23 protein-coding genes are annotated in these 24,593 nt (G+C 66.8%); 11 read left to right on the top strand and 12 right to left on the bottom strand.

Annotation, left to right across the window (positions count from 1 at the left end):
- Positions 1–11 precede the first annotated feature (11 nt).
- Positions 12–1,436: an FAD-dependent oxidoreductase gene (locus ACFPMG_RS06650; protein WP_376994412.1), complete on the top strand. Its 1,425-nt coding sequence runs from the start codon at positions 12–14 to the stop codon at positions 1,434–1,436.
- Positions 1,437–1,449: 13 nt separating this feature from the next.
- On the opposite strand, the gene ACFPMG_RS06645 is transcribed toward ACFPMG_RS06650, so the two are convergent.
- Positions 1,450–2,634 (bottom strand): ferredoxin reductase family protein, encoded by a 1,185-nt coding sequence (locus ACFPMG_RS06645; protein ID WP_376994411.1) that lies wholly within the window; start codon positions 2,632–2,634, stop codon positions 1,450–1,452.
- On the opposite strand from ACFPMG_RS06645, the gene ACFPMG_RS06640 reads away from it, so the two are divergent.
- Entirely contained in the window at positions 2,633–2,965 is a 333-nt protein-coding gene (locus tag ACFPMG_RS06640; protein ID WP_376994410.1) for a hypothetical protein, read from the top strand. The two genes, ACFPMG_RS06645 and ACFPMG_RS06640, sit on opposite strands and share 2 nt — an antisense overlap.
- On the opposite strand, the gene ACFPMG_RS06635 is transcribed toward ACFPMG_RS06640, so the two are convergent.
- Positions 2,934–3,968 carry a hypothetical protein gene (locus ACFPMG_RS06635; protein ID WP_376994409.1) on the bottom strand — a complete coding sequence of 345 codons (1,035 nt, stop codon included), beginning with the start codon at positions 3,966–3,968 and terminating at the stop codon, positions 2,934–2,936. The genes ACFPMG_RS06640 and ACFPMG_RS06635 overlap by 32 nt on opposite strands.
- A 35-nt stretch (positions 3,969–4,003) precedes the next feature.
- Positions 4,004–5,284: an NAD(P)/FAD-dependent oxidoreductase gene (locus tag ACFPMG_RS06630; protein ID WP_376994408.1), complete on the bottom strand. Its 1,281-nt coding sequence runs from the start codon at positions 5,282–5,284 to the stop codon at positions 4,004–4,006.
- Between the two features lie 165 nt (positions 5,285–5,449).
- Between ACFPMG_RS06630 and ACFPMG_RS06625 the strand changes: the two genes are divergently transcribed.
- From ACFPMG_RS06625 to ACFPMG_RS06590, 8 genes are all read left to right on the top strand, one after another.
- The gene (locus ACFPMG_RS06625; protein WP_014240470.1) at positions 5,450–6,793 is read left to right on the top strand and encodes a glutamine synthetase family protein; all 1,344 of its coding nucleotides are present in this window, start codon (positions 5,450–5,452) and stop codon (positions 6,791–6,793) included.
- Positions 6,794–7,012: 219 nt separating this feature from the next.
- Positions 7,013–8,113: an extracellular solute-binding protein gene (locus ACFPMG_RS06620; RefSeq protein ID WP_376994407.1), complete on the top strand. Its 1,101-nt coding sequence runs from the start codon at positions 7,013–7,015 to the stop codon at positions 8,111–8,113.
- 214 nt (positions 8,114–8,327) lie between these two features.
- Entirely contained in the window at positions 8,328–9,479 is a 1,152-nt protein-coding gene (locus ACFPMG_RS06615) for an ABC transporter ATP-binding protein (RefSeq protein WP_376994406.1), read from the top strand.
- The gene (locus ACFPMG_RS06610) at positions 9,476–10,399 is read left to right on the top strand and encodes an ABC transporter permease subunit (protein WP_035673867.1); all 924 of its coding nucleotides are present in this window, start codon (positions 9,476–9,478) and stop codon (positions 10,397–10,399) included. Before ACFPMG_RS06615 ends, ACFPMG_RS06610 begins: the two co-directional genes overlap by 4 nt.
- Positions 10,396–11,229 carry an ABC transporter permease subunit gene (locus tag ACFPMG_RS06605; RefSeq protein WP_137138499.1) on the top strand — a complete coding sequence of 278 codons (834 nt, stop codon included), beginning with the start codon at positions 10,396–10,398 and terminating at the stop codon, positions 11,227–11,229. Before ACFPMG_RS06610 ends, ACFPMG_RS06605 begins: the two co-directional genes overlap by 4 nt.
- Positions 11,230–11,628: 399 nt before the next feature.
- On the top strand, positions 11,629–12,645 hold the full coding sequence (locus ACFPMG_RS06600) for an agmatine deiminase family protein (protein ID WP_376994405.1): 1,017 nt from the start codon (positions 11,629–11,631) through the stop codon (positions 12,643–12,645).
- 149 nt (positions 12,646–12,794) lie between these two features.
- Positions 12,795–13,064, top strand: a complete 270-nt coding sequence (locus tag ACFPMG_RS06595; RefSeq protein WP_376994404.1) for a hypothetical protein — start codon at positions 12,795–12,797, stop codon at positions 13,062–13,064.
- Between the two features lie 141 nt (positions 13,065–13,205).
- Positions 13,206–14,000: a PP2C family protein-serine/threonine phosphatase gene (locus ACFPMG_RS06590; RefSeq protein ID WP_376994403.1), complete on the top strand. Its 795-nt coding sequence runs from the start codon at positions 13,206–13,208 to the stop codon at positions 13,998–14,000.
- Between the two features lie 7 nt (positions 14,001–14,007).
- Here the strand turns inward: ACFPMG_RS06590 and ACFPMG_RS06585 are convergent, their stop codons facing one another.
- The gene (locus tag ACFPMG_RS06585) at positions 14,008–14,874 is read right to left on the bottom strand and encodes a DUF4384 domain-containing protein (protein ID WP_376994402.1); all 867 of its coding nucleotides are present in this window, start codon (positions 14,872–14,874) and stop codon (positions 14,008–14,010) included.
- A 271-nt stretch (positions 14,875–15,145) separates the two neighbouring features.
- Between ACFPMG_RS06585 and ACFPMG_RS06580 the strand changes: the two genes are divergently transcribed.
- Positions 15,146–16,291: a lysozyme inhibitor LprI family protein gene (locus tag ACFPMG_RS06580; RefSeq protein WP_376994401.1), complete on the top strand. Its 1,146-nt coding sequence runs from the start codon at positions 15,146–15,148 to the stop codon at positions 16,289–16,291.
- A 36-nt stretch (positions 16,292–16,327) separates the two neighbouring features.
- Here ACFPMG_RS06580 and ACFPMG_RS06575 read toward each other — a convergent pair whose 3' ends face one another.
- The 8 genes from ACFPMG_RS06575 to ACFPMG_RS06540 all read right to left on the bottom strand — a co-directional run bounded on the left by ACFPMG_RS06575 (position 16,328) and on the right by ACFPMG_RS06540 (position 24,480).
- Positions 16,328–17,128 carry an MBL fold metallo-hydrolase gene (locus ACFPMG_RS06575; protein WP_376994400.1) on the bottom strand — a complete coding sequence of 267 codons (801 nt, stop codon included), beginning with the start codon at positions 17,126–17,128 and terminating at the stop codon, positions 16,328–16,330.
- Positions 17,125–17,922, bottom strand: coding sequence for a TatD family hydrolase (locus ACFPMG_RS06570; RefSeq protein WP_376994399.1), 798 nt, complete (start codon positions 17,920–17,922; stop codon positions 17,125–17,127). The genes ACFPMG_RS06575 and ACFPMG_RS06570 overlap by 4 nt, the downstream gene beginning before the upstream one ends.
- 6 nt (positions 17,923–17,928) lie before the next feature.
- The gene (metG, locus tag ACFPMG_RS06565) at positions 17,929–19,479 is read right to left on the bottom strand and encodes a methionine--tRNA ligase (protein ID WP_376994398.1); all 1,551 of its coding nucleotides are present in this window, start codon (positions 19,477–19,479) and stop codon (positions 17,929–17,931) included.
- Positions 19,480–19,551: 72 nt separating this feature from the next.
- Positions 19,552–20,670 carry a DNA polymerase III subunit delta' gene (locus ACFPMG_RS06560; protein ID WP_376994397.1) on the bottom strand — a complete coding sequence of 373 codons (1,119 nt, stop codon included), beginning with the start codon at positions 20,668–20,670 and terminating at the stop codon, positions 19,552–19,554.
- A 1-nt stretch (position 20,671) separates the two neighbouring features.
- The gene (tmk, locus tag ACFPMG_RS06555) at positions 20,672–21,304 is read right to left on the bottom strand and encodes a dTMP kinase (RefSeq protein ID WP_376994396.1); all 633 of its coding nucleotides are present in this window, start codon (positions 21,302–21,304) and stop codon (positions 20,672–20,674) included.
- A gap of 70 nt (positions 21,305–21,374) precedes the next feature.
- On the bottom strand, positions 21,375–22,541 hold the full coding sequence (locus ACFPMG_RS06550; protein WP_376994395.1) for a D-alanyl-D-alanine carboxypeptidase family protein: 1,167 nt from the start codon (positions 22,539–22,541) through the stop codon (positions 21,375–21,377).
- 97 nt (positions 22,542–22,638) lie between these two features.
- Positions 22,639–23,583 carry a septal ring lytic transglycosylase RlpA family protein gene (locus ACFPMG_RS06545; protein WP_376994394.1) on the bottom strand — a complete coding sequence of 315 codons (945 nt, stop codon included), beginning with the start codon at positions 23,581–23,583 and terminating at the stop codon, positions 22,639–22,641.
- Positions 23,584–23,655: 72 nt separating this feature from the next.
- Entirely contained in the window at positions 23,656–24,480 is an 825-nt protein-coding gene (locus tag ACFPMG_RS06540; protein ID WP_376994433.1) for a YdcF family protein, read from the bottom strand.
- Positions 24,481–24,593: the final 113 nt, after the last annotated feature.

Here is a 24,593-nt window from a genome sequence, read left to right as displayed (position 1 = left end):
AGGAGACAGTCTTGCCTGTCCTGCCCTGTCCCCCAAACCCTGAATCGGTCACCCTGCCGCCCCGCCGCGCCATGAAGGTCGCGCGCTGCCATGTGCTTGTCGTCGGCGGCGGCCCGGCCGGAATGGGTGCGGCCATCGGCGCCGCCCAATCGGGGGCCGAGACCATCCTGGTGGAGCGTTACGGCTTCCTCGGCGGCAACGCCACGGCGGCCCTCGTCATGCCCTGGATGAGCTTCTACACCCAGCGCGGATCGGTGGCGGTCGTGGACAACACCCGCCTGATGCCGCAGGACCACGGACCCGGCGAGCCGGTGGTGGGCGGTGCGCTGGCCGTCTTCCTGGGCCGGCTCTACACCAACCAAGGGGCCATTCCGCCTTCGCCGGACACCGGCTTCACCGTTCCCTTCGATCCGGAGGTGCTTAAGGTCACCGCGCAGCAGATCCTCGACGAGGCCGGGGTGAAGGTGCTGCTGCACGCCTTCGCCTCCACCGTTCTCGGCGAGCCGGGGAGACCCGACGCGGTGGTCTTCGAGACGAAGTCCGGCCCGGTGGTGATCGAGGCCGACGTGATCGTGGACTGCACAGGGGACGGCGACATCGCGGCGCTGGCTGGCTGCGACTATGAGGTCGGACGGGAGGAGGACGGGCTGACCCAGCCGATGACGCTGATGTTCCGCATGGTCGGCTTCGACCACGACGCCTTCAACGGCTATGTGCGGGAGCATCCGACGCAATGGCGCGGCGTGCACGGGCTGTGGGACCTCGTGTCGAAGGCCACCGCCAACGGCGACCTGGATCTGGCGCGCGAGGACATCCTGTTCTTCGCCACCACCCACCCCGGGGAGATCGCCCTGAATTGCACGCGGGTCACCGGCGCGCTGGGCACCAGCGTGTTCGACCTGACCCGCGCGGAATGGGAGAGCCATCGGCAGGCCGCGCAGATCGCCAACTTCCTGCGCAAGTACGCTCCCGGATTTGCCGACGCCTACACCTGCCAGACCGGCACCGGAATCGGCATCCGCGAGACCCGGCGCATTGTCGGCGACTATGCCATGACCGCGGACGACGTGCTCGGCGCGGCGAAGTTCAAGGACGCCATCGCGCGCGGCACCTACCCGGTGGACATCCACAGCCCGACCGGTCGCGGCACGGTGCTGAAGCGCGTGCCCTCCGGCGAATGGTACGAGGTGCCGATGCGGGCGCTTCTGCCCAAGGGCATGGAGAAGCTGCTGGTGGCCGGACGCTGCATCTCCGGCAGCCACGAGGCCCATTCCTCCTACCGGGTGACGCCCACCTGCATGGCGACCGGGCAGGCCGCCGGGGTCTGCGCGTCGATGGCGGCCCGGCGCGGCGAGCGCACCCGCGACATCCCGGTCGGCGCCATCCAGCGCGAGCTGCTGCGCCAGGGAGCCCTGCTGCGCGAGCCGGAGGCGTAAGGCTTCCTTGGGGTCAGCGCATCGCGAAGAGTTCCTGGTGGAAGCGTTGGTCCACCGGCAGGCCGTGGGCCGCGAAGTCGTGCCGCAGCGCCTGCCCGAAGCCCGTCGGGCCGCAGAACCAGACGCTGGCGTCGCGCCAGTCCGGCACCAGCGCACGGATGCGCTCGCCGTCCAGGCGGCCGTCGCGGCTGTCGACCAGGACATGGAGGCGAACCCCCGCCGCCGCGGCGTCGGCGGTGAGCTTCGCGATCGCGTCCCCATCGTACTCGCTGGTGGTGTGGAAGAAGTCGATGGTTTGCCTTGGCCGTTCAGGGCTTGCCGCCAGATACTTCATGCGGGCGATGAAGGGCGTGACGCCGATGCCGCCGCCCACCCAGATCTGGTGCGGGCGGGAATCGTCGAAGGTGAAGCAGCCATAGGGCCCTTCCACCGTCACCGCTTGGCCGACCCGCAGCCGTTCCCGCAGCCGCCGGGTGTGGTCGCCAAGCTCCTTGACCACGAAGGTGATCCGACGCTCGGCGTCGTTCCAGGCCGAGGCGATGGTGTAGGGATGGGCGCCCTCCGCGTTGTCCGAGGTGGCGAAGGCGAACTGGCCCGCCTTGTGGCCCGGCCAGCCCTGCGGAACGTCGATCGCCACCTCCAGCGTGCGCACGCCCGGAAAGTAATGAAGAGCGTTGATCGTACCGGGAATCCGCCGGTCGGCGGCAACCCGGCCGACCAGCACGACGACGGCGGCCCAGGCGCTGGCGGCGAGCAGCGTCACCAGCACCCAGCCGATGGGCGAACGCCAATAGGCGAAGTCGGTCAGCACGACGGCGTGGAAAACCAGCACGAGATAGGCGATCGCCAGCAAGCGGTGCGTCTTGAAGAACAGCCGGTAGGGGAGGCGCTTGAACAGAGCCAGCGCGATCAGCAGCACGGCCGCGTAGAAGGCCCATTCGCCGAGCCATTCGGCGGTGCCGCGCAGGCTGCGGAGCGACTGTTCGAGAGCACTGTCGGGAATGGCCCGCGGTCCCCGCTGCGGCCGGGCGAGCCATCCCCAGCCCACCGCCCATTTCGGCCCCTGGGCCCACAGCCAATGGACGACCGCCGCGACGAGGCCGGCGATGCCCAGCCATTTGTGCAGGCGGTACATCTTGTCGAGACCGCCGAACCACGCCTCCGGCCAGCGTGGCCGCAGCGCCAGAATCGTCGCCATGCCCATGCAGCCGATGGCGATGATTCCGCTGTACTGGACCAATGCAGCGCGAAGACCGAAAAAGCTGTCCGCCGAAAACACGCCGGGTTCAGCGGCAAGCCATAAAATCGTGAGAAGGGTTAAAATACCCCATAAAGACAGTTTGATCCTTGTCATGGCGACATCCTCCGTGTCGGCCACCGTCGAGGTGCGGATGGAGGAATGCTTCGCTATCGCCTTTCCGGTGACAAGCCGATTCCGGTCATCGCAGCCATTCGAATCTTCGGCCACGACGACGGCGGGGAGGGCAGCGAATCCGGTTACTTGCGAATCCAGACCTTGGTTTCCATGAAGCGGTTGGCGAGGAAGCGGTAGGTCTGCTTCTGCAACTGCTCGATGGCGGTGGACTTCTCCACCGGAGTGGCGTCCCAGGCCTGGAGGATGTCCTCCCACTCCAGCAGCCGGGCGCGCAGGTCGTCGCGGATCTTGCGGATGAAGGTCACGGTGGTGTCGAAGGACTTCAGCGCGCCGAAGATCTCGCCGGTCTGGGCGTCCGCCTGTTCGAAGATGGCGTCGTAGTCCTTCAGCGGCTTGCCCAGCAGCCCCTGCATGCGCGCGACCTCGTTGCACAGGGTGCGGTCGGTTCGGTAGATCTGGGTCAGCCGGGTCAGCTTGTTGCCGATGGCGCGGATGGCGTTGAAGCGGTCGCGCAGCGCCTCGATGTAGGACAGTTCCTGAGTCAGATCCTCGATGCGGTCGGTCAGGTACTGCTCGTAATTGTCCTTCAGGTTGAGCTTCGCCGCGATGTCCTTGAAGGCGGCCTTGACGCGCTGCTTGGTCTGCGGGTCCTCGACGATCTGCTCCAACTCGTCGGCCTTCACCACGATCATCTCGCTTCCGGAGATCGAGGAGACAAGCTGCACCGTCAGGCGTCCCCGTGCGATGGTCCGGTGCTTCTCCTCCACCGACCAGGAGGCGCGGCCGTCCAGCAACTCGCCGGGAATCTGCTCGCTGGGACGGATCTGCTTCACATAGGCCAAGCCCTTTTCCACCACATCCAGCAGCTTGGAGTCGCGGCTGTCCTCCTTGATGTCGAAGGATTCCATCAGCGTGTTGAAGGGCAGGGCGGCCTTCAGATCGCCCAGCAGGATGTGGAGCACCGGCTGCTTGGACGAGGGGTCGATGCAGAAGAAGGCCCCGGACAGGCTGAACACCTTGTGCTCGAAATCGAAATGCGTGTCCCGCATCGGCACCGAGGGGGCGGCATCGGCCACTGCGGCATCGGCCACTGCGGCGGCGGGCGTCGCCTCGGCGGCTTCCGTGCTTCCGGTTTCGGGATCGGGGACATCGGACATGGGCGGGGACCGGAAGCGGGAATGGGACGGGCAGGTTACAGCAGATCGCGCAGCCGGAACCAGAGCATCGCGAGGACAAGCGCCGGCGTGCGGAATCGCCGCCCGCCGGGGAAGGGCAGGTGGGGCACGCGGGCGAACACGTCGAACCGCTCCGCCGTACCGCGGATCGCCTCCGCCATGACCCGCCCGGCCATGCCGGCCAGCGCCACGCCGTGCCCCGAATAGCCGTGGGCGAAATAGGTGGTGGGCGTCAGCCGCCCGACCTGCGGCATGCGATTCATGGTGATGGCGACGAGGCCGCCCCAGAAATGATCGACCGCCGCGCCGCGGAGCTGCGGGAAGACCGCCAGCATCTTGGAGCGCATGGCGATCTTCAGCCCCGGCGCGTCCAGCCCGGAATAGCTGACGCCGCCGCCGAACAGCAGCCGTTGGTCGGCGGAGCGGCGGAAGTAGTTCAGCACGAAGTTCATGTCGCTGACCGCCAGATTGGTCGGCAGCAGGGACGTCGCGGTGGCCTCGCCCAGCGGTTCGGTGGCGATCATGTAGGTGGCGACGGGCATCACCACGGCCGACAGACGCGGCGCCAGCGCCCCCAGATAGGCGTTCCCGGCCAGCACGAGGAAGCGCGCCGACACCCGTCCCTTCGCCGTGGTGGCGACGGGACGATCCCCTGTGTCGATGGCGGTGACGCGGCTGTCCTCGAAGATGCGCACGCCGGCCCGGGCGGCGGCGGCGGCGAGGCCAAGCGCGTAGTTCAGCGGGTGCAGATGGCCGCTTCCGTCGTCCGCCAGCCCGCCGACATAGGCGTCGCTGCCCACCACCGCCCGCATGGCCTCGCGGTCGAGAGCGTGGACCTTGTCGTAGCCGTAGCGGTCGCGCATCTCGCGTTCCATGGCCGCCACGTCGTCCATGTGGCGCGGCTTCACCGCCGCATGGGCGAAGCCCCAGGTGAGGTCGCAGGGAATGGCGTGCTTCGCCACCCGCTCCGCCAGAAGCGCCTTGGACTCCTCGCCGAGGCCCCAGAGCCGCCGGGCATCCTCCGCCCCGACCCAACGCTCGATGGTGCTCATCGACTTGTTGTAGCCGGTGATGATCTGCCCGCCGTTGCGGCCCGACGCGCCCCAGCCGACGCGGTTGGCCTCCAGCAGAACCACGTCGTAGCCCTGCTCGGCCAGCTCCAGCGCGGTCATCAGCCCGGTGTAGCCACCGCCGACCACGCAGACGTCGCAGGACAGCGAGTCTTCCAGCGCCGGGTGCTGCGGGTGGGGAGTCGCGGTGTCGGCGTACCACGAGCGGATGTGGGATGATGTCGGCATGACCGCCGAGTTAGGGGAGGGACCCCCGCCCCGTCAATGATTCCAGCGGTCATATGGGCAGGATCTTTGTTCCCCTCTGGCGCGAGGAGGGGGTGCGGGATCATAGTAAGGCGGTCGTTCACAGCAGGGAGGGGCTGCCCACCGTCCGGTGCGGTCCATACGTTCATGGGTTTCATGGAAGACTTCATCAAGAAGAACCGCATCACCGAAGTGGAATGCCTCGTGCCCGACATGTCGGGCATCGCGCGCGGCAAGATCGTGCCCGCCGAGAAGTTCCTGCGCATCCTGCGCGACCGCGGTCTGCGGCTGCCCGAGGCGATCTTCGTCCAGACCGTGACCGGGGAGTATCCGGAGGACGACTCGGTCACCTCGGACGAGAATTCCGACATCTACATGATCCCCGACGAGCGGACGATCCGCTTCGTCCCTTGGTACGAGGAGCCGACCGCCCAGGTCATCACCGACTGCGTCTACGCCGACGGCAGCCCGGTGAACTTCTCGCCCCGCCATGTCCTGAAGCGGGTGCTGTCGCTCTACGAGGAGCGCGGCTGGAAGCCGATGGTGGCGCCGGAGCTGGAGTTCTTCCTCGTCCAGGTCAACAAGGACCCCGACTACCCGCTGGTGCCGCCGGTCGGGCGCAACGGACGCGTGGAGAGCGGGCGGCAGGCCTTCGGCATCGACGCGGTGAACGAGTTCGATCCGATCTTCGAGATGGTCTACGACTTCTGCGAGGCGCAGGACATCGACATCGACACCCTGACCCACGAGGCCGGGGCGGCGCAGATCGAGATCAACTTCAACCACGGTGACGCGCTGGAACTGGCCGACCAGGCCTTCCTGTTCAAGCGGACGGCGCGCGAGGCGGCGCTGCGCCATCAGGTCTACGCGACCTTCATGGCCAAGCCGATGCAGAACGAGCCGGGCAGCGCCATGCACATCCACCAGTCGGTGGTCGATGCGGATTCCGGGCGCAACCTGTTCTCCGACGCCAACGGGGCGGACACGCCGCTGTTCATGTCCCACATCGCCGGGCTCCAGAAGTATCTGCCCTACGCGATGCCGCTGCTGGCGCCGAACGTGAACTCCTACCGGCGGCTGGTGCCGAACTCCGACGCGCCGATCAACGTGCATTGGGGCCGCGACAACCGCACCACCGGCCTGCGCGTTCCCGTCTCGCCCGCCGATTCGCGCCGGGTGGAGAACCGGGTGGCCGGCGCCGACGCTAATCCGTACCTCGCCATCGCCGCGTCGCTGGCCTGCGGCTATCTCGGCATGGCCCAGGGGCTGGAGCCGACCGACCCGGTGAAGGGGTCCGCCTACCGGCTCGCCTTCACCCTGCCGCGCCACCAGGGCGACGCGCTCCAGAAGTTCAATGCCTGCAAGCCGCTGAAAGAGGTGCTGGGCGAGAAGTTCCTGGATGCGGTGACCTGCGTGAAGGAGGCGGAGTACGAGGCCTATCACCGGGTGATCAGCTCCTGGGAGCGCGAGAATCTTCTGCTGAACGTTTGAGCATTTTTCCGCCCCCTTCCGCCGCTGCCGCGGAAGGGGGCGTTTGCGTTCCGCAAAACCCGCAAAACCACCCGCAAATCGTTGACAACGAACCCCCCCGTGGGTGCAATAGCGCTCGCGCCGGGGACGCCGTGCAACGCACGCCGCCCCTCACGTCGAATGGAAAAAAGTCGACCAGTCACGAACTGACGAACGATCCAGAATTCGGGGGCTTTCTGCATGAAACGTTTCGCTCTCAGCGTCATCGGCGCCGTCGCGGCGATCGCCATCGCCGGCCCGGCGCTGGCCCAGGCCAAGAAGCCGGTCAACATCTACATCTGGAACGACTATCTGGGCGAATCGACGCTGGCGGACTTCACCAAGGCCACCGGCTACGACACCAAGGTGGACCTGTACGACAGCCTGGAACTGCTGGAGCAGAAGGTGCTGGTCGGCAAGTCGGGCTACGACGTGATCGTCCCGACCGCCGAGCCGACCTTGTCGCGCATGATCCAGGCGAAGGTCGTGGCGCCGCTCGACAAGGCGAAGATCCCGAACCTGAAGAACGTCGATCCGAAGGTTCTCAAGCTCCTTGAGAACTCGGACCCCGGCAACAAGTTCGCCGTGCCCTATCTGGGCGGCACGGTCGGCATCGCCATCATCCCGGAGAAGATCAAGGCCGTCGCCCCCGACGTCCCGCTCGACAGCTGGGACCTGATCTTCAAGCCGGAGGTGGCGAAGAAGGTCGCGGCCTGCGGCATCACCGTGATGGATTCGGCCATCGACGTGATCCCGTCGGTGCTGAACTACCTCGGCCTCGATCCGAACTCCGAGAAGAAGGAGGATCTGGACAAGGTCGAGAAGACGCTGCTGGCGGTCCGCCCCTACATCAAGCAGTTCGTCACCGGCCAGAACATCAACATCCTGGCGGGCGGCGACGCCTGCGTCGTCATGGCCTACAACGGCGACGCCATCCAGGGTGCGGCCCGCGCCGAGGAAGCCAAGAACGGCGTGAAGGTCGAGTTCGTCACGCCGAAGGAAGGCGTGCAGGTTTGGTGGGACACGCTGGCCATCCCGGCGGACGCGCCGAACAAGGAGGGCGCGCACGCCTACATCAACTTTATCCTGGACCCGGCGAACATCGCGGCGGTGTCCAACACGGTCAGCTACGCCAACGCCGTTCCGGCCTCGCTGGCCTCGGTGGACGAGGGCGTGAAGACCAACCCCGCCGTCTTCCTGCCGGAGAACAGCAGCCTCAAGCTGTTCGCCCTGAAGTCGATCAAGCAGACCACCGACCGCGCCCGCACCCGCGTCTGGACGAAGGTCAAGACCGGCAAGTAAGCGCGCCGCGAACCGGCACGCACGACACGCGCCCTGGTCGTTTCCCATCGGGAACGGCCGGGGCGTTCCCATGATACGGCCGGAAAATGATCGTTCCCATCATTTTCCGGCCGTGAAACCCGGCAGATCAATGCTTTAGCATTGATTGAGAGGGGCATGCGGACGGCGCCTTCGGGTGCCGTCCGCATGAGAAGAGGACGCCGAGAGGACCCGCATGGCCGTCCAGCCGATCCGCAAGCCCACGCGCCTGGAACCCTGGCAGGACCCGGGACAGAAGCCCTATGTGCGAATCGAGAAGGTGACCAAGACCTTCGGCGATTTCGTCGCCGTGGACGAGGTCAGCCTGTCGATCTACCGGGGTGAGTTCTTCGCCCTGCTCGGCGGCTCCGGCTCCGGCAAGACGACCCTGCTGCGCATGCTGGCCGGGTTCGAGACGCCGACCGAGGGCAAGATCTTCATCGACGGCGTCGACATGGCCGGCATTCCGCCCTACGAGCGGCCGGTCAACATGATGTTCCAGTCCTACGCCCTGTTCCCGCACATGTCGGTGGAGCAGAACGTCGCCTTCGGCCTGAAACAGGACGGCGTCGCCAAGGCGGAAATCAAGGAGCGGGTGGGGGCGATCCTCGACCTCGTCCAGCTCGGCCAGTTCGGCAAGCGCAAGCCGCACCAGCTCTCCGGCGGCCAGCGGCAGCGCGTGGCGCTGGCCCGCTCTCTGGTCAAGCGGCCCAAGCTGCTGCTGCTCGACGAACCGCTGGGCGCGCTGGACAAGCGGCTGCGCGAGCGGACCCAGTTCGAGCTGGTCAACATCCAGGAGAAGCTGGGCGTCACCTTCATCGTGGTCACCCACGACCAGGAAGAGGCGATGACCATGTCCTCGCGGATCGCCGTGATGAACCACGGCGTCATCGCCCAGACCGGCACGCCGACCGAGATCTACGAATACCCGCAATCCCGCTTCGTCGCCGAGTTCATCGGCTCGGTGAACATGTTCGAGGGCAGGGTGGTGGAGGATCAGGCCGACCATGTGCTGATCCGCTCCGAGGATGCCGGTTGCGACCTCTACATCAACCACGCGGTGGCGGTCCCCGCCGGCGCGACGGTGGGCGTCGCCGTCCGTCCGGAGAAGATCGCGCTGAGCAAGGAGCCGCCGGCCAACGCTGATGGGCGCAACGTCACCAGCGGGATCGTGCGCGAGATCGCCTATCTCGGCGACGTGTCGATCTATCTGGTCGAGCTGAAGACGGGCAAGACGGTGCGCGTCACGGCGCCCAATGTGGTTCGGCGCACCGAGATGCCGATCACCTGGGACGACGAGGTGCATCTGAGCTGGCGTCCCTTCGCCGGGGTGGTGCTGACGCAATGATCGATCTTCTGCGCCGGATCGGCCTGTGGGGGCGGGGGGTGGTGGTCGCCATCCCCTACCTGTGGCTTCTGCTGTTCTTCCTGGTGCCCTTCCTGATCGTCTTCGGCATCAGCCTGTCGGAGGCGATGCTGGCGCAGCCGCCCTACGCACCGCTGATCGACTGGCTGGTGGACGAGGACGCGGGCACGACCAAGCTCCAGATCCTGCTGAACCTGTCCAATTATCTGCGGCTGGGCGGGGACGACCTCTACATCCTGGCCTATCTGAACTCGGTGAAGATTGCGCTGGTCACCACCGTCTGCTGCCTGCTGCTGGGCTACCCCATGGCCTACGCCATCGCCCGGGCGGAGCCGTCCAAGCGCGGGCCGCTGATGATGCTGGTCATCCTGCCCTTCTGGACCAGCTTCCTGATCCGCATCTACGCCTGGATCGGCATCCTGAAGGCCAACGGGGTGGTGGACAACCTGCTGCAATGGACCGGCCTGACGACGGAGCCGTTCGAGTTGCTCTACTCGGACTGGGCCGTCTACATCGGCATGACCTACTGCTATCTGCCCTTCATGGTCCTGCCGCTCTACGCGACGCTGGAGAAGCTCGATCCGACGCTGCTGGAGGCGGCGGCGGACCTCGGCTGCCGGCCCTGGAAGGCGTTCCTGACGGTGACTCTGCCGCTGTCTTTGCCGGGCATCATCGCCGGGTCGCTCCTGGTCTTCATCCCCTCGGTCGGCGAGTTCGTGACGCCGGAACTGCTGGGCGGCCCGGACACGCTGATGATCGGCCGCGTGCTGTGGAACGAGTTTTTCGCCAACCGCGACTGGCCGGTCGCCTCGGCGGTGGCCATCGCGCTCCTGCTGTTCCTGGTGGTGCCGATCATGGTCTTCCAGCATGTCCAGGGGCGCCAGACGGAGGCCGGGCGATGAAGCAGATGGGCAAACTGGCCTGGGCGCTGTGGTTCGGCTACGCCTTCCTCTACGTGCCGATCGCGCTGCTGATCTTCTACTCCTTCAACGAGTCGCGTCTGGTCACGGTGTGGGGCGGCTTCTCGACCAAATGGTACGCGGAACTTCTGCAGAACGACCAGCTGCTCGGGGCGGCCTGGCTGTCGCTCAAGGTGGCGGCGATGTCGGCCACCGCGTCGGTGGTGCTCGGCACCGTCGCCGGTCTGGCGCTGGCCCGCTTCGGGCGGTTCCGCGGGCGGACGCTGTTCGGCGGCATGATCACCGCGCCGCTGGTCATGCCGGAGGTCATCACCGGCCTGTCGCTTCTGCTGCTGTTCGTGGCGCTGGAGCAGGCCATCGGCTGGCCGGACGGGCGCGGCATGACGACGATCACCATCGCCCACACCACCTTCACCATGGCCTATGTGGCGGTCATCATCCAGTCTCGGCTGGTCAGCCTGGACGAGAGCCTGGAGGAGGCGGCGATGGACCTGGGCGCCCGCCCGGCCAAGGTGTTCTTCGTCATCACCCTGCCGATCATCGCGCCGGCCATCGTGTCGGGCTGGCTGCTCGCCTTCACCCTGTCGCTCGACGACGTGGTGGTCGCCAGCTTCGTGTCGGGGCCGGGCTCCACCACGCTGCCGATGGTCATCTTCTCCAGCGTGAAGTTCGGCATCAGCCCGCAGATCAACGCGCTGGCGACGCTGATGATGGTGGTGGTCGCCACCGGCATCTTCATCGCCAGTCTGGTGATGGCGCGGCAGGAACGGCAGAGGAAGCGGGACGAGCAGATGGCGGTGCAGGGCGGCTGAAAAGCCCCCTGTCATCCCCAAATACCGCCTCATAGGGGCTATGCCATCAGGCCGCAGCAGGCGGGGTGGCCGTTCGCCGTTGCATTTGCTATTGTATTGGCATCTGCAACAGCGAATGAGGCCGTATCGTGCGTGCGCTCTTATGGTTCCCGATGCTTCGTCTTGGTTTTTCGATGCCTTTTTCGGCGCCCAAGCGCCGTTATTCGGACCGTCCGCCCTCCCGCCGCTGAGCGGTCGAGCGCGCCGCCCTTTCGGGCATTCCAGTGGCCCCTTGGTGGCCGTTGCCAAATCCTCCACTCCGTGGTTAGGGTGACCGTGGGTCACGGGTGACGCCGTGACGACCCGCTCCGGCCACGCACAAGAGCCGGACAGTTCAGGGATTTGGCAGGAGATTCAAAGATGACGACACCGGCGGCGGAAGGCTTCACCATGCCGGGCGAATGGGAACGGCACACCCGCTGCTGGATGGCGTGGCCGTGCCGGCCCGAGACGTGGCCCGAGGGGGCCTTCGACGCCGCCGCTGCCGCCTACACCGACGTCGCCCGCGCCATCAGCCGGTTCGAGCCGGTGACCATGGTCTGCGATCCCGCCGACGTCGCCGACGCCTCCCTGGCCTGCGGGCCGGGGGTCGAGATTCTGCCTCTGCCCATCAGCGATTCCTGGATTCGCGACACAGGACCCAGCTTCGTGACCGATGGGAAAGGGCAGGTGGCCGGCGTCCATTGGCGTTTCAACGCCTGGGGCGGCAACTACCCGGACAGCGCCAAGGACCAGCAGGTCGGGCGCCTGATGCTGGAGCATCTCGGCCTGCGCCGCTTCGAGGCCCCCCTGGTCATGGAGGGCGGGTCCTTCCATGTGGACGGGGAGGGGACGCTGCTGACGACCGAGCAGTGCCTGCTGAATCCCAACCGCAACCCGAATCTCGGCAAAGCGGAGATCGAGGCGCTTCTCAAGGAGCATCTCGGCATCTCCAGCGTGATCTGGCTGGGCGAGGGTTATCAGGACGACGAGACGGACGGTCACATCGACGAAATCGCCCTCTTCGTGAAGCCCGGCGTCGTCATGGCGATCACCACCGACGATCCCGGCGATGCCAATTTCAAGGCGTTCCAGGACAATCTCGACCGGCTGAAGCGCGCCCGCGACGCCCAGGGGCGGGAACTGGAGGTCATCCCGGTCCGCCAGCCGGCGCGGCGCGACGAGAACGGCGTGCGGCTGACCCTGTCCTACACGAATCTCTACATCGCCAACGGCGGCATCGTCATGCCGGCCTTCGAGGATTCGGCGGACGACGAGGCCTTCCGCATCGTACGCCGGGCATTCCCGGACCGCGAGGTGGTGCAGATTCCGGCCCTGGACATCGTGAGCGGCGGCGGCGGCATCCACTGCATCACCCAGCAGCAGCCGGCAATCTGACGCAGTTCGACGCTTTCTGATCGTGAAAAGGCGAAGGCTGGTGAGGTCTTCGCTTCAGAATCCGTGGCTGCGTCGATTCGGATCTTGAATCGGTGAATGCCCAGGCGCATCTTCTTAACATGCAGTTAAATCCGCTCAATATGCCGCCGATGGCAAAGCCTCAGCCGCCGATCACACCGGCGATGCAGATGGCCATGTCTCCGGCGGTTCAGGCGGCGCAGCAGACCACCCCAACCGTGCGCACCCAGACGGTCCAGGCGACCCAGGCGGTCGGCAAGATGGACCAGACGCGGGAAACGCGCAACGCGACCCAGTCGGGTCAGGCGATCGACCCGCAGACGGCGGCGGTCCAGGCGCGGACCAACGGCGCCGGCTATGGTGGCAAGCAGCGGGGCACGCTTCTCGACGTCAGCGTCTGAGGCGTTTTCACGCGTCCTTTCCGGCTGTTCAATCCGCGCGCTCTCCGCCATTATTGCGCAAAGCCGAGGCGGTTTTTCGCGTTGCCGAAGGCTGTTTCCAGAAAGCTGGTTCGGCTGTAACGCGTTGGAGCCGGTCGCGTGATGCATTCCGCCCTGATCGAGATGATCGCCGCCGGACAAACGGATGTTGGCCGTGTCCGTTCGCGCAATGAGGATTCCTTTCACCTCGATCCGGAGCGCGGCTTGGCGGTGATCTGTGACGGCATGGGGGGCCATGCGGGTGGCGACATCGCCAGCCGCACCGCGGTGGAGGTGGTGGCCGCGGTCCTTGCTTCCCAAGACCATGACGATGATGGTCGGACCCCATCGCCAGCGGAGGAGGAAAGGGCGGCGGCCTACGCCGTATCGACAGTGCGTTCCGCGGTGGTGGCCGCCAACCGCCGCATCAATGCCCTGAACCGCCAACGCGGCTTCGCCGAAGGCCGCGGCATGGGCACGACGCTCGTGGGGCTCTGGCGGGTGCCGGGAATCGGGCGCGTGGTGGTGTTCCATGCCGGAGACAGCCGGCTGTATCGTCTGCGCGACGGAGAACTGCGCCTGCTGACACGCGATCACAGCCTTTACCAAGTCTGGCTCGACAACGGGCGCCGCGGGCAGGCTCCCCAACGCAACATCATCGTCCGCGCGCTCGGCACCGGGGACCAGGTCGAACCCGACATCGCCGTCCACGATCTGCAGCCCGATGATCTCTATCTTCTGTGTTCGGATGGGCTGACCGGCATCGTGCCGGAGGGCGTGATCCAGCGGATTCTCACCCAACAGCCGCCTCCCGCCGCGGAGGATGCCTGCACCCGGCTGATCGATCTCGCCAATGGCGCGGGCGGGCCGGACAACATCACCCTCATCCTCGCCCGCTTCGTCCTCCTTCCGGCCTGACCGAACGTCAGGGCGCCCTGGTTTTCAGAAATCGCGCGGTGGCCAGCGTGGTTGGCGCAGCGGCGTCCAAGGCCTGCTTCAGCGCCGGGAGATAGGACGACGCCGGTTCGGCTTCGGGGCGGGGTGACGGGAACAACGGCGTGGGGCTGGCGATCACGACGATCAATTCGTGACCGTAGGGCGGCCCGACGCTCCAGAACCGCCCGCCGGCGCCGCGCTCTCCCAATCGGCGGACCGCACCGGCCTCCACCCGACCGCTGATTTCCAGCGGATTGGGCAACAAATGAATGACATCGCCGTCCGAGGTAAAATAGTCCACCTGCAGATGCGCCGGAAAGGCAGGGGCGGCCACGTCGAACACCAAATCCTGGCCGCCGTCGAACACCGTGCCGGCTCCACCCTTCAGGCGGATCGACAAGGGCGCCGCCATGCCGGCGTTGGTGGCCCGGAGCGCGCTGATCAGGGTCAGGGGCTCGCACAGGGCAGGGGAAACCCGCTCGATGTCCACGGCGGCCCGCTGGTCGGTGACGAAATCCTGCGCAAGCAGAGCGAGGCTGTCCGGATCGGTATCGCCCGCGGTCAGGCCGGAAATCGCAATCCTCTGGTCCTTGCCGACGGCGACCTCCAACTCGGCGCACTGAAACTCCGTCAGGGCCATGCGCAACGCCGAGAGGTCGGGCACCGCGGGAACCGGCGGATCGTCCGCTGTGGAAGGCGCCTGCGCCTGCGCGGGTGCGGTTTCGCCGTCCGAGGGAGCCTCGGAGGCTGTGGCGGAATGGACCGGCCAAGCGGCCGCGGCGGCTCCGATGGCAGCGGCAAGCAGCGCCGCGGCGCATCGATGCCGCCATGCCGTCGGCGCGAAGGCGTCGTTCACCGGAACCTGATCGTTGAGTAGAAACTGCGCTTTATGTAGCGCGCATTCTGGCGATCGCCAAGGGTGGAGGCGCCCCAGGCAAAAAGGTTAATCATATAATCTGTATTATGGAAAATATAGCTTGTAGGAAGAGAGCAGGGCACCATTCCGTCCCTTCCGGCGTTCCGGTCGATGCACTATCGTCCCAGTTCGATTCCTGTGTCCGTTCCCTGTCCCATCCCGTCGATGAAGGCTGCGCCTTATGCCTCGTTCCTCGTGGCTTCTCGGTCCCATGCTGTCGCTCTGTATCCCGATCGCCGCCATGGCCCAGACGCCGCCCGATTGCACCAAGCCAAGCAGTCGCACTGACCGGACCATCTGTGCCAGCGCCGATCTGAAGGTTGCCGCGGAGGATTTGGCAACGCTTCTGCGCGATACCTTGGGAAACACTCCCGTTGACGGCCGGGACGCCATCGAGCGTGCGCAGAAGGCGTTTCTGACCGAACGTGACGGGACCTGCGCCGATAAATCCGCCATCCCGGCCTGCCGTACCCTGTATGAGACGCGTGCCGCCGACCTTGCCGTCCAGAATTCGGCGGCTCAGAAAAAGCTGGCGACGATCGTCGCCAGCATTCCGAAGGACGCCAAGGCCGCCGCCGTGGCTCTTCAGCGCTACAGCGGTGCGCCAGCCAAGGCATGGCTGGTCTACCTCTACCAAAGCGGCGCGGTGGCGGTCCACGACAAGGACGCCACGGTGCGCAAGCTGGTGGATGAAATCCTAAACCAGGATCTTCCAAAAGACCCTTATCTTCTTGAAGAGATGGCAAATCTCGGTGACGTTCCAAGCGCGCCGCTGGGCACGCTGCTGCTGTTCCTGCGCCACGTTCTGTCGACCACGGAGATGGACGCGCCCTGCTTCCTGTTCACCAAGCATGGGCAGCCGGCTTTCGAGGCCTTCGGCGCCTTCTGGGGCAACGCGCGTGACGAGACGCCCGGCCTGTGCAGCCCGCCATCGTCGGTGTTCGATCTGCCGGAATGGAAGACCGTCTCCACACACATGGACCCGGCCATCGAGCCGGCCCTGGTGGAGCGCGGCAGCATCCGTCACGGTTATGAGCGCCAGTTCGAGGTGGACGACCTTCAGGCATCGCTGGTGCCGAGCACGCTTCTCGAAGCGCCCATGTCCGCCGAGGCCAGGAAGATGGCCGAGCAGCGCGGACGAGCCGTGGCCGCCTTTCGAACCTGGAGCGATTTCGACATCTGGCCGGAGAAGGAGTACCGCGCGGCGGTGCATGCCCTGCCCGCGGCTATCACCGTTACATCAAAGCTTTATCGTGAGAAGTTCAAGCTGAATCCGCAGACTGCGGATCAGGCGGCCAAGGCGGCTGCGGACCGTTTTGTCGCCGGGCGGCTTGGTCTCATCATGCCGGACGACTGACCGTCGCCCTGCCCCATCCCTTCAACAACGTGCTTTTCACAGCTCGATGACGAGCCCGTCATAGGCGGGCTCGACTCCGGCGGGAAGCAGCCGGCGGAGCGTGTCGTAATCCATGGTCTGGTCCATGTGCGTCAGGTAGGCCCGCTTGGGGCGCACCCGCGCGATCCATTCCAGCGTCAGGACGAGATGGGCATGGACCGGGTGTGGCGGCTCGATCCGTGCGCAGTCGACCACCCACACCTCGACGCCCTCCAACGCCGCGAAGGCGTCTTCATCCAATCTCACAACGTCGGTCGAGTAGGCAAATTTATCAAAGCGATAGCCAAGGGTCTTCAGATAGCCGTGATCCTGCTCGAACGGCACGATCCGGTGACCGCGCACCTCGAACGGGCCTTCCACGGCGCGAGGCGTCAGCACCGGACGGTAGAAAGGATCGCCAGGGCGCAGGGGCTCGAAGCAATAGCCGAAACGCCGCTCCAACTCGGCCAGATCATCGGCGCTGCCAAAGGCGTCGATGGGCGCGTGCATGGCGCGGCACAGTTCCCTGAGTTCGTCGATGCCATGGGAATGGTCGGCGTGCTGGTGCGTCCACAGCACGGCGTCGAGCCGCCGCACATCGGCGTTGAGAAGCTGCTGGCGCAGGTCCGGCGAGGTGTCGACCAGGACGCTGACGTCACCGCCCTGCCCGGCCCTCTCCTGCTCCCACTCCACCAGGATGGACGGGCGCATCCGCTGGTTCCTGGGGTTCGCCGGGTTACAGGAGCCCCAGCCGAGGCCGATTACGGGAACGCCCCGCGATCCGCCGCAGCCGAGGATCGTGACCCGTTGTCCGGTCATGCGGCGGCCTGCTGGCCCGTGCCGGCGCGGGGGAACAGGCGGAAGAAGTTCTCGGTGGAGATCCGGGCCATCTCCGCCGCGTCCACGCCCTTGACCCCGGCGACGCAGGCCGCTGTGTGGGCGACGTAGGCCGGCTCGTTGCGCTTGCCGCGGAAGGGCACCGGCGCCAGATAGGGCGCGTCCGTCTCCACCAGAATCCGGTCCAGCGGAACGTCCTTCACGATGGCGCGGAGGTCTTCCGACTTCTTGAAGGTGACGATCCCGGACAGGGAGATGTAGAACCCGAAATCCAAAGCCTCTTCAGCGAGTTGCCGCCTGGAGCTGAAGCAGTGCAGCAAGCCGTTCACCGGCTGGCCGGCGGCTTCCTCGCGGATGATCCGCATGGTGTCGTCGTCAGCGTCGCGGGTGTGCACGATCAGCGGCATGCCGGTCTGAAGGCTGGCCCGGATGTGCCGGCGGAAGCACTCCTGCTGAACGTCGCGCGGGCTCTTGTCGTAGAAGTAGTCGAGCCCGGTCTCGCCCAGCCCGATCACCTTCGGGTGGGTGGACAGTTCGACGAGGCGGTCCACGCTCACCCCGGCGATCTCCTCCGCGGCCTGATGCGGATGGACGCCGAGCGAGCACAGGACGTCGTCGTACCGTTCGGCGACCGCCAGGATGCGGTCGAAGCGCGACAGGTAGGTGCAGATGGTCACCATCCGCCCCACCCCCGCCTGCCGGGCGCGGTCGACGACCGCGTCCAGCTCCTCGGCGAAATCGGGAAAGTCGAGATGGCAGTGGCTATCGACCAGCATCGTTCGTCAGCTCTTCGCTTCGTCCACGTAGCGCGGGAAAACGCCCTGCGGCGTGGGCAAGGGCGTGCCGGGGACCAGCGCCCCGCCCGCCCCCAGCCGGTCGAACCCGCGGGCATCCGGCCCCTGCGCCAGCTGATCCAGAATCTTCGCCGAGGCTTCCGGCATGATCGGCTGGGTCAGGATGGCGAGCTGGCGGATGGTTTCGGCCAGCACGTACAGCACCGTGGCCATGCGCGCCGGATCGGTCTTCTTCAGCGCCCAGGGCGCCTGCTCGTCGACATAGCGGTTGCCGTCGCCGATCACCGCCCAGATGGCGTCCAGCGCCTTGTGGAAGGCCTGCGACTGGATCTCCGCCCGAACGATCGGCAGCAGGTTGCGGGCGGCGCCGAGCAGGGCGTTGTCGGCCTCGGTGAAGGCGCCCGGCTGCGGCACGGCGGCCCCGCAGTTCTTGCCGATCATCGACAGGGAGCGCTGCACGAGGTTCCCGTAGTCGTTGGCGAGGTTGCCGTTGATCCGCTGCACCATCTGCTTGTGCGAGAAGTCGCCGTCGTTGCCGAAGGGCACCTCGCGCAGCAGGAAGTAGCGGGTCTGGTCCAGGCCGTAGGTGTTGACCAGCGTCTCCGGCGCGATGACGTTGCCCAGCGACTTCGACATCTTCTGGCCTTCGATGGTCCACCAGCCATGCGCGAAGACGCGCTTCGGCGGGGCCAGCTTGGCGGCCATCAGGAAGGCCGGCCAATAGACGGCGTGGAAGCGCAGGATGTCCTTGCCGACCATGTGCAGGTTGGCCGGCCAGTATTTGGCGTACTCGCCGCCCTCGTCCGGGAAGCCGACCGCGGTGATGTAGTTGGCCAGGGCGTCCAGCCAGACATACATGATGTGGTCGGGGTTGCCCGGCACCGGGATGCCCCACTTGAAGGTGGTGCGGCTGACCGACAGGTCCTTCAGCCCCGACTTGACGAAAGAGATGACCTCGTTGCGCTTGCCGGCGGGGGCGATGAAATCCGGGTTCTGCTCGTAGAACGCCAGCAGGCGGTCCTGCCAGGCCGACAAGCGGAAGAAGTAGGACGGCTCCTCCACCCACTCGCACTCGGCGCCGGTCGGGGCGATCTTCTTGCCCGACGGCGACGTGGTCAGCTCGTCCTCGCCGTAGAAGGCCTCGTCGCGCACCGAGTACCAGCCGGCGTAGCTGCCGAGATAGATTTCGCCGGCCGATTCCAGACGGCGCCACAGCTCCTGCACCGACGCGATGTGCCGCGGCTCGGTCGTGCGGATGAAGTCGTCGTTGGAGAAGTTCATCAGCGAGACGAGGTCGCGGAAATTCTTCGACACGCGGTCGGTGAACTCCTGCGGCGCGATGCCGGCGTTCATGGCGGATTTCTCCACCTTCTGGCCATGCTCGTCGGTGCCGGTGAGGAACTTCACGTCATAGCCGTCCAGCCGCATGAAGCGGGCCAGCACGTCGCAGGCGAGCGTGGTGTACGCATGCCCGATGTGGGGCACGTCGTTCACGTAGTAGATCGGAGTCGTCAGGTAGAAGGTCTTCGACCCGGTCATGGCAGAGGCTCTCCCGAGAATGCGCCGGCCCGGCGTGTCGCCGGTCCGGGTGGGCGTGGTGTGTCGTCCGTGTTAAGTAGCAGCCGCTTCCAGCGTCGCCAAGGCGTTCAGGACCACCTGTTTGCGGTCGAGATTGGCGGATTCCGCGCGGGCGAAGTGACGCTGGACCTTTTCCCACACCTCCACCCAACGTTCAAGGCCGCGGGCGTTGGCCAGACGGGTCATCAGGGCGGCCTCCCCGGCCACCACCTCCGCCGGCCAGGCGCCGCGGGCCAGCGACCGGACGAAGCGGGCCAGCCACCAGACGAGCAGGTCCGTGGCCGTCTCGTACAGACCGTCGTCCTGCTTGCGGGTCAGCTTGTCGCCGAAGGCGTGGGCGGCAGTGATGTCCAGCCGCGGCAAAGTGCCGAGCAGCCCGATCAGTTCCCGGTAGAGGTCGAGCCCGCCGGCCTCGGCCAGTCCGATGGCCCGCCCGATGCTGCCCTCCGCCAGCCGGGCAAGCGCCGCCCGGTCTTCGCTGCCCAGGTCCGGACGATGCTGGGCCAACAGGTTGAGGACCGTTTCCTCAGGAAGCGGTTGAAGCGTCAGCTTGCGGCAGCGGGAGCGGATGGTGGGCAGCATGCCGCCGGGGTTGTCGCTGACCAGAAGCAGCAGGGCGCCGGTCGGCGGCTCTTCCAGAATCTTGAGAATGGCGTTCAAGCCACTGAGATTCATGCGGTCCGCACCGTCGATCACGGCAACGCGCCAACCGCCCTCGGCGGCGGTCTTGCGCAGGAAGGGGCCGATCTTGCGCACGTCGTCCACGGCGATGTCGCGCTTCAGCCGGTCGCGCTTCTCGTCGCGTTGGCGCTCCACGGTCAGCAGGTCGGCGTGGCCGCCCGAGGCGACACGGCGGAAGACCGGGGCGTCCGGGGGCAGCGCAAGCGAAGTGGGCGACGGCGGTGCGCCGAACAGGCCGTTGTCCGGCGGCTCAAGCCCCTGGGACAGGACGAAGCGGGCGAAGCGGAAGGCCAGCGTCGCCTTGCCGATCCCCGGCGGGCCGCCGATCAACCAAGCGTGCGGCAGCCGCCCGGAGTTCCAGGCGTCGAGCAGCAGGCGCTCGGCGTCATCATGACCGGTCAGCTCGGGGTTGCGGCGCGGGGAGAGGGCATCCTCCTCCGCGAGCGGTTCGGGCGCGCGGGCGCGGCTCACCTCAGGAGGCTCCCAGGCGGCGGGTCACCGTGTCCAGAATGGCCGCCTGCACCATTTCCACGGGGTGTCGGGCGTCGACGACCACGCAGCGCTCCGGTTCCCGCGCGGCGATGTCGAGGAAGCCGTCGCGCAGACGGTGGTGGAAGGCAACGTCCATGCGCTCGTAGCGATCCTCCCCGCCGCGGCGGGCGGCGGCGCGGGCCAGCCCGTCCTCCACCGGCAGGTCAAGGATCAGGGTCAGGTCGGGCCGGAAGTCACCCAGGGCCGTGGCCTGCAGCGTGGCGACCAGATCGCGCTCCAGCCCCAGCCCGTAGCCCTGATAGGCCATCGTGCTGTCGAAGAAGCGGTCGCAGATGACCCAGTGCCCGGCCTCCAAAGCCGGCCAGACGGTGCGCTCCAGATGGTCGCGGCGGGCGGCGGTGTGCAGCAGCGCCTCGGTCACCGGACCCCACCGGCCGGTCTCGCCGGACACCAGAAGGCCACGGATCTCCTCGGCCCCCGGCGAGCCGCCGGGCTCGCGGGTCAGCACCACCCGCTTCCCCCAACCGATCAGCGCGTCGGCGAGCAGGCGGATCTGGGTGGTCTTGCCCGCCCCTTCGCCACCCTCCAGCGTGATGAACCGCCCGCGCGTCATGGTCTGCTCCCGATGGTGATGAGGCCCGCCGCGTTCCGGATTCCGGCGGTGACGGGCCGGCTTACACCAATCAGCTCGCCCCGAAAATGAGGAACTTCGCCGCCGCCAGGGCGCGGCCGACGAAGCCCAGCTTCTCCACGTCCTGGGCGGCGACCACCGGGAACTCCTTGCCCGGGAAGCCCGGCGCGGACACGACCACCTTGCCGACCACGTCGCCCTTCTTCACCGGCGCGGCGACCGGGGCGTTGCTGACCAGCGACACCTTCATGCCGCTGCGGTCGGCGCGGGCCATGGTGACCTTCATGTCCTCCGGCACGGTGACCGGAACGGTGTCCTGTGCACCCAGCCAGAGCGGCACCTGATCGACCGTCTCGCCCGCCTTGAACAGGGCGTAGGTGGCGAATTCGCGGAAGCCCCACTCGATCAGCCGGGCCGCTTCGTCGGCGCGGGCCTGCATGTTCGGCAGACCGTTGACCACCAGGATGAGACGGCGCCCTTCCCGCTCCGCCGAGGCGGTCAGGCCGTAGCCGCCGGCCTCGGTGTGTCCGGTCTTCATGCCGTCCACGTCCATGCCGCGGTAGAGCAGCGGGTTGCGGTTGCCCTGGTTGATGCCGTGGTACTTGAACTCCCGGATCGAGTAATAATGGTAGTATTCCGGGAAATCCTTGATCAGATGCTCGGCCAGGATCGCGAGATCGCGGGCGGTCATGTAGTGGTTCGGGTCGGGCCAGCCCGTCGCGTTGGTCAGGTTGGTGTCCTTCAGCCCCAATTCACGGGCGCGCTTGTTCATGCGCTCGGCAAAGGCCGATTCGGAGCCGGCGAGACCTTCGGCGAAGACGATGCAGGCGTCGTTGCCCGACTGCACGATGACGCCCTTGATGAGGTCGTCGACCTTGATGTTGTTGTGCAGCTCCACGAACATCTTGGAGCCCTGCATCCGCCACGCGCGCTCCGACACCGGCAGCGTGCTCTCCAGAGTCAGCCGGCCTTCCTTGATCGCGTCGAAGACCATGTACATCGTCATGATCTTGCTCATCGAGGACGGCGCCATGCGCTGATCCGGGCTCTTCTCGAACAGCACGGTGTTCGAGGTGATATCGACCAGGATCGCCTGCTTGGCGATGGTTTCGATGCTGGCGGCGTGAGCCACCGGCCCCACCCCCGCCGCGAACAGCGCGACCGCAAGGCCCATGGCGAAACGGGTGCGGGCAACGCGGGTGCGGACGACAGCGACCATGACAACTCCCTTCGAAACGCGAAAACGCGGACTGGACAAGACGTGAAACGGAACGAGGCCCGATATCGGGCCAAGCTTGGACTGGGCTCGCGGGTGATCAATCAACCACGATTTTGGCGTCGGTAAGGCCGGCTTGGATGATCTGGTTCAAAACGGCGTCGGCGGAGTCCACGCTGGCCAGGGGTCCCACCCGCACCCGCTGGAGCCGCTGCCGTCCGGCGACCGTCTGGGTGACCTGCGCCTGTTGGCCGAGCGAGGCCAGACGGGCGCGCACACGGGTGACGTTGTCCTGGCTGCCGAAGGCGCCGACCTGCACGTAGATCTGCTCATAGGGCTTCACCGGAAGCTCGGCGACCACCGGGGCTGGAACGAAGCGGCCGTCCACCATGTCGCCGGCCACCGTCGTGGGCGGCGGCACCGGGGCGCGGGTGACCGCGGCGGGGGTCGGACGGACGGCGCCGCTGACCTCCACCGAACCGCGCGGGGCGGCCTTCGGCGGCGGGCCGTCCAACTCCGCCAGCATCGGGGCCGGCGTGCCCTGGCGGGCCGCGGCGGCGACCGCACGGCTTTCCTCGGCCAGAATCTGGACGCGCACCTTGGCCGTGCCCGTGCCTTCAAACCCCAGCAATTGCGCGCCGCGCCGCGACATGTCGATGATTCGCCCATTGGCGTAGGGGCCGCGGTCGTTGATGCGAACAACCAGCGACCGGCCGTTGTCGAGATTGGTGACGCGCACAAGGCTTGGCATGGGCAAGGTCTTGTGCGCGGCCGTCAGCTCATTTTGGTCGTAAACCTCGCCGTTGGCGGTGACCTTTTGGTGGAATCCCGGCCCATACCAGGAGGCGATCCCGGTTTCGCTGTAGGAGTAATCCTCGGCGGGATAATACCAGACGCCGTTGACCTGATAGGGCTTGCCGACCTTGTAGACGCCGCTGCGCGGCAGTCCGGACGAGGATGGCGCGGGCGGCGCGGACGCGCAGGCGGCGAGCGTGAGCGCTCCTGCGAGCAGCACCGCCCCCCTCAGCATATGCGCGCGTCGCATGGCCCCACCCCGCTAAATCTGGTGGTGCCACTCTAGCCGAGTTACCTCTCCGCGCCAACCGCGCAGCGCCCGTCAGGAGCCCGCCTGCGCTGCATCGCGGTCATGGGCGGGCCCCGGAAACAGCGTGTCGGTCCGTCCCATCAGGCGGTAGGCCACGAGGCCGATCCATTCGCGGACCGGATCCTGAAGAGCATCGATCTGCTTGTCGAACTCAAACCGGAAGAAGGGGCGTCCACCGAAGCGCGTGCGGTAATCCACCGGATGGGGAATCACCTCCCAGCCGATGCGCCGGAAGATGCCGACCGACCGCGGCATGTGCATGGCCGAGGTCACGAGAACCCATCGCTCGCCCGGCTTCGGCTCGACGAGCCGCTGGCTGAACAGGGCGTTTTCCCAAGTGTTGCGGGATTCGTTCTCGTAGGTCACGCGGTCCGGGTCGATACCGACCTGCCGAAGCGCGCCGCGGACCGCGAGGTCCTCGCGCAGTTCCAGGGCGTCCTGGCCGGCCAGCCGTCCCGAACCGCCGGAGAAGACCGCATGCGCCTGGGGATAGCGGCGGATCAGTTCGGCAAAGCCGAGGACGCGCTCCGCCGCGTCGTTGAGGGACGGTTCCCCACGGTCGCGGGTGATCGGGGGATTCACCGCCCCGCCAAGCATGATGATTCCGTCCACCCGCTCCGGCAGGTCGGGACGGGGAAAACGCTCCTCCAACGGCAGCGCCACCCAAGAAGCGATCGGTGTGACCATGATGATGACGAAGCCCACGGTCACCGCCACGACCAGCCGCCGCCCCCAATGGGCCATACGGCGGGTGAACAGCAGCGCCGTCCCGGCGGTGAGGATCAGCACGAGCAGATTGCCCGGTGAGACCAGGAGCCACAGCAGCTTCGACAGCACGAAGGACAACAGCCGACCTCCCCTTTCGATTTTCGGTGGTTTCTAGATACGGATGTTCATCCCCGATGCCCAGGGGGCGACGGCACGGTAACGAATCCGCCATTGATCCGTAA

This window comes from Azospirillum himalayense (assembly GCF_042657465.1).
Lineage (GTDB): Bacteria > Pseudomonadota > Alphaproteobacteria > Azospirillales > Azospirillaceae > Azospirillum > Azospirillum himalayense.
This window is presented reverse-complemented; position numbering and strand designations above follow the sequence as displayed.

Bases quoted from the DNA above. Each gene is read 5' to 3' on its own strand.
- ACFPMG_RS06600 (WP_376994405.1), top strand. From the start codon at position 11,629: ATGACGACACCGGCGGCGGAAGGCTTCACCATGCCGGGCGAATGGGAA.
- ACFPMG_RS06575 (WP_376994400.1), bottom strand. From the start codon at position 17,128: ATGACCGGACAACGGGTCACGATCCTCGGCTGCGGCGGATCGCGGGGC.
- ACFPMG_RS06545 (WP_376994394.1), bottom strand. From the start codon at position 23,583: ATGCGACGCGCGCATATGCTGAGGGGGGCGGTGCTGCTCGCAGGAGCG.
- ACFPMG_RS06625 (WP_014240470.1), top strand. From the start codon at position 5,450: ATGGGTTTCATGGAAGACTTCATCAAGAAGAACCGCATCACCGAAGTG.
- ACFPMG_RS06550 (WP_376994395.1), bottom strand. From the start codon at position 22,541: ATGGTCGCTGTCGTCCGCACCCGCGTTGCCCGCACCCGTTTCGCCATG.
- tmk (WP_376994396.1), bottom strand. From the start codon at position 21,304: ATGACGCGCGGGCGGTTCATCACGCTGGAGGGTGGCGAAGGGGCGGGC.
- metG (WP_376994398.1), bottom strand. From the start codon at position 19,479: ATGACCGGGTCGAAGACCTTCTACCTGACGACTCCGATCTACTACGTG.
- ACFPMG_RS06640 (WP_376994410.1), top strand. From the start codon at position 2,633: ATGCCCATGCAGCCGATGGCGATGATTCCGCTGTACTGGACCAATGCA.
- ACFPMG_RS06630 (WP_376994408.1), bottom strand. From the start codon at position 5,284: ATGCCGACATCATCCCACATCCGCTCGTGGTACGCCGACACCGCGACT.
- ACFPMG_RS06605 (WP_137138499.1), top strand. From the start codon at position 10,396: ATGAAGCAGATGGGCAAACTGGCCTGGGCGCTGTGGTTCGGCTACGCC.
- ACFPMG_RS06595 (WP_376994404.1), top strand. From the start codon at position 12,795: ATGGCAAAGCCTCAGCCGCCGATCACACCGGCGATGCAGATGGCCATG.
- ACFPMG_RS06610 (WP_035673867.1), top strand. From the start codon at position 9,476: ATGATCGATCTTCTGCGCCGGATCGGCCTGTGGGGGCGGGGGGTGGTG.
- ACFPMG_RS06620 (WP_376994407.1), top strand. From the start codon at position 7,013: ATGAAACGTTTCGCTCTCAGCGTCATCGGCGCCGTCGCGGCGATCGCC.
- ACFPMG_RS06580 (WP_376994401.1), top strand. From the start codon at position 15,146: ATGCTGTCGCTCTGTATCCCGATCGCCGCCATGGCCCAGACGCCGCCC.
- ACFPMG_RS06570 (WP_376994399.1), bottom strand. From the start codon at position 17,922: ATGCTGGTCGATAGCCACTGCCATCTCGACTTTCCCGATTTCGCCGAG.
- ACFPMG_RS06615 (WP_376994406.1), top strand. From the start codon at position 8,328: ATGGCCGTCCAGCCGATCCGCAAGCCCACGCGCCTGGAACCCTGGCAG.
- ACFPMG_RS06590 (WP_376994403.1), top strand. From the start codon at position 13,206: ATGCATTCCGCCCTGATCGAGATGATCGCCGCCGGACAAACGGATGTT.
- ACFPMG_RS06635 (WP_376994409.1), bottom strand. From the start codon at position 3,968: ATGTCCGATGTCCCCGATCCCGAAACCGGAAGCACGGAAGCCGCCGAG.
- ACFPMG_RS06645 (WP_376994411.1), bottom strand. From the start codon at position 2,634: ATGGCGACGATTCTGGCGCTGCGGCCACGCTGGCCGGAGGCGTGGTTC.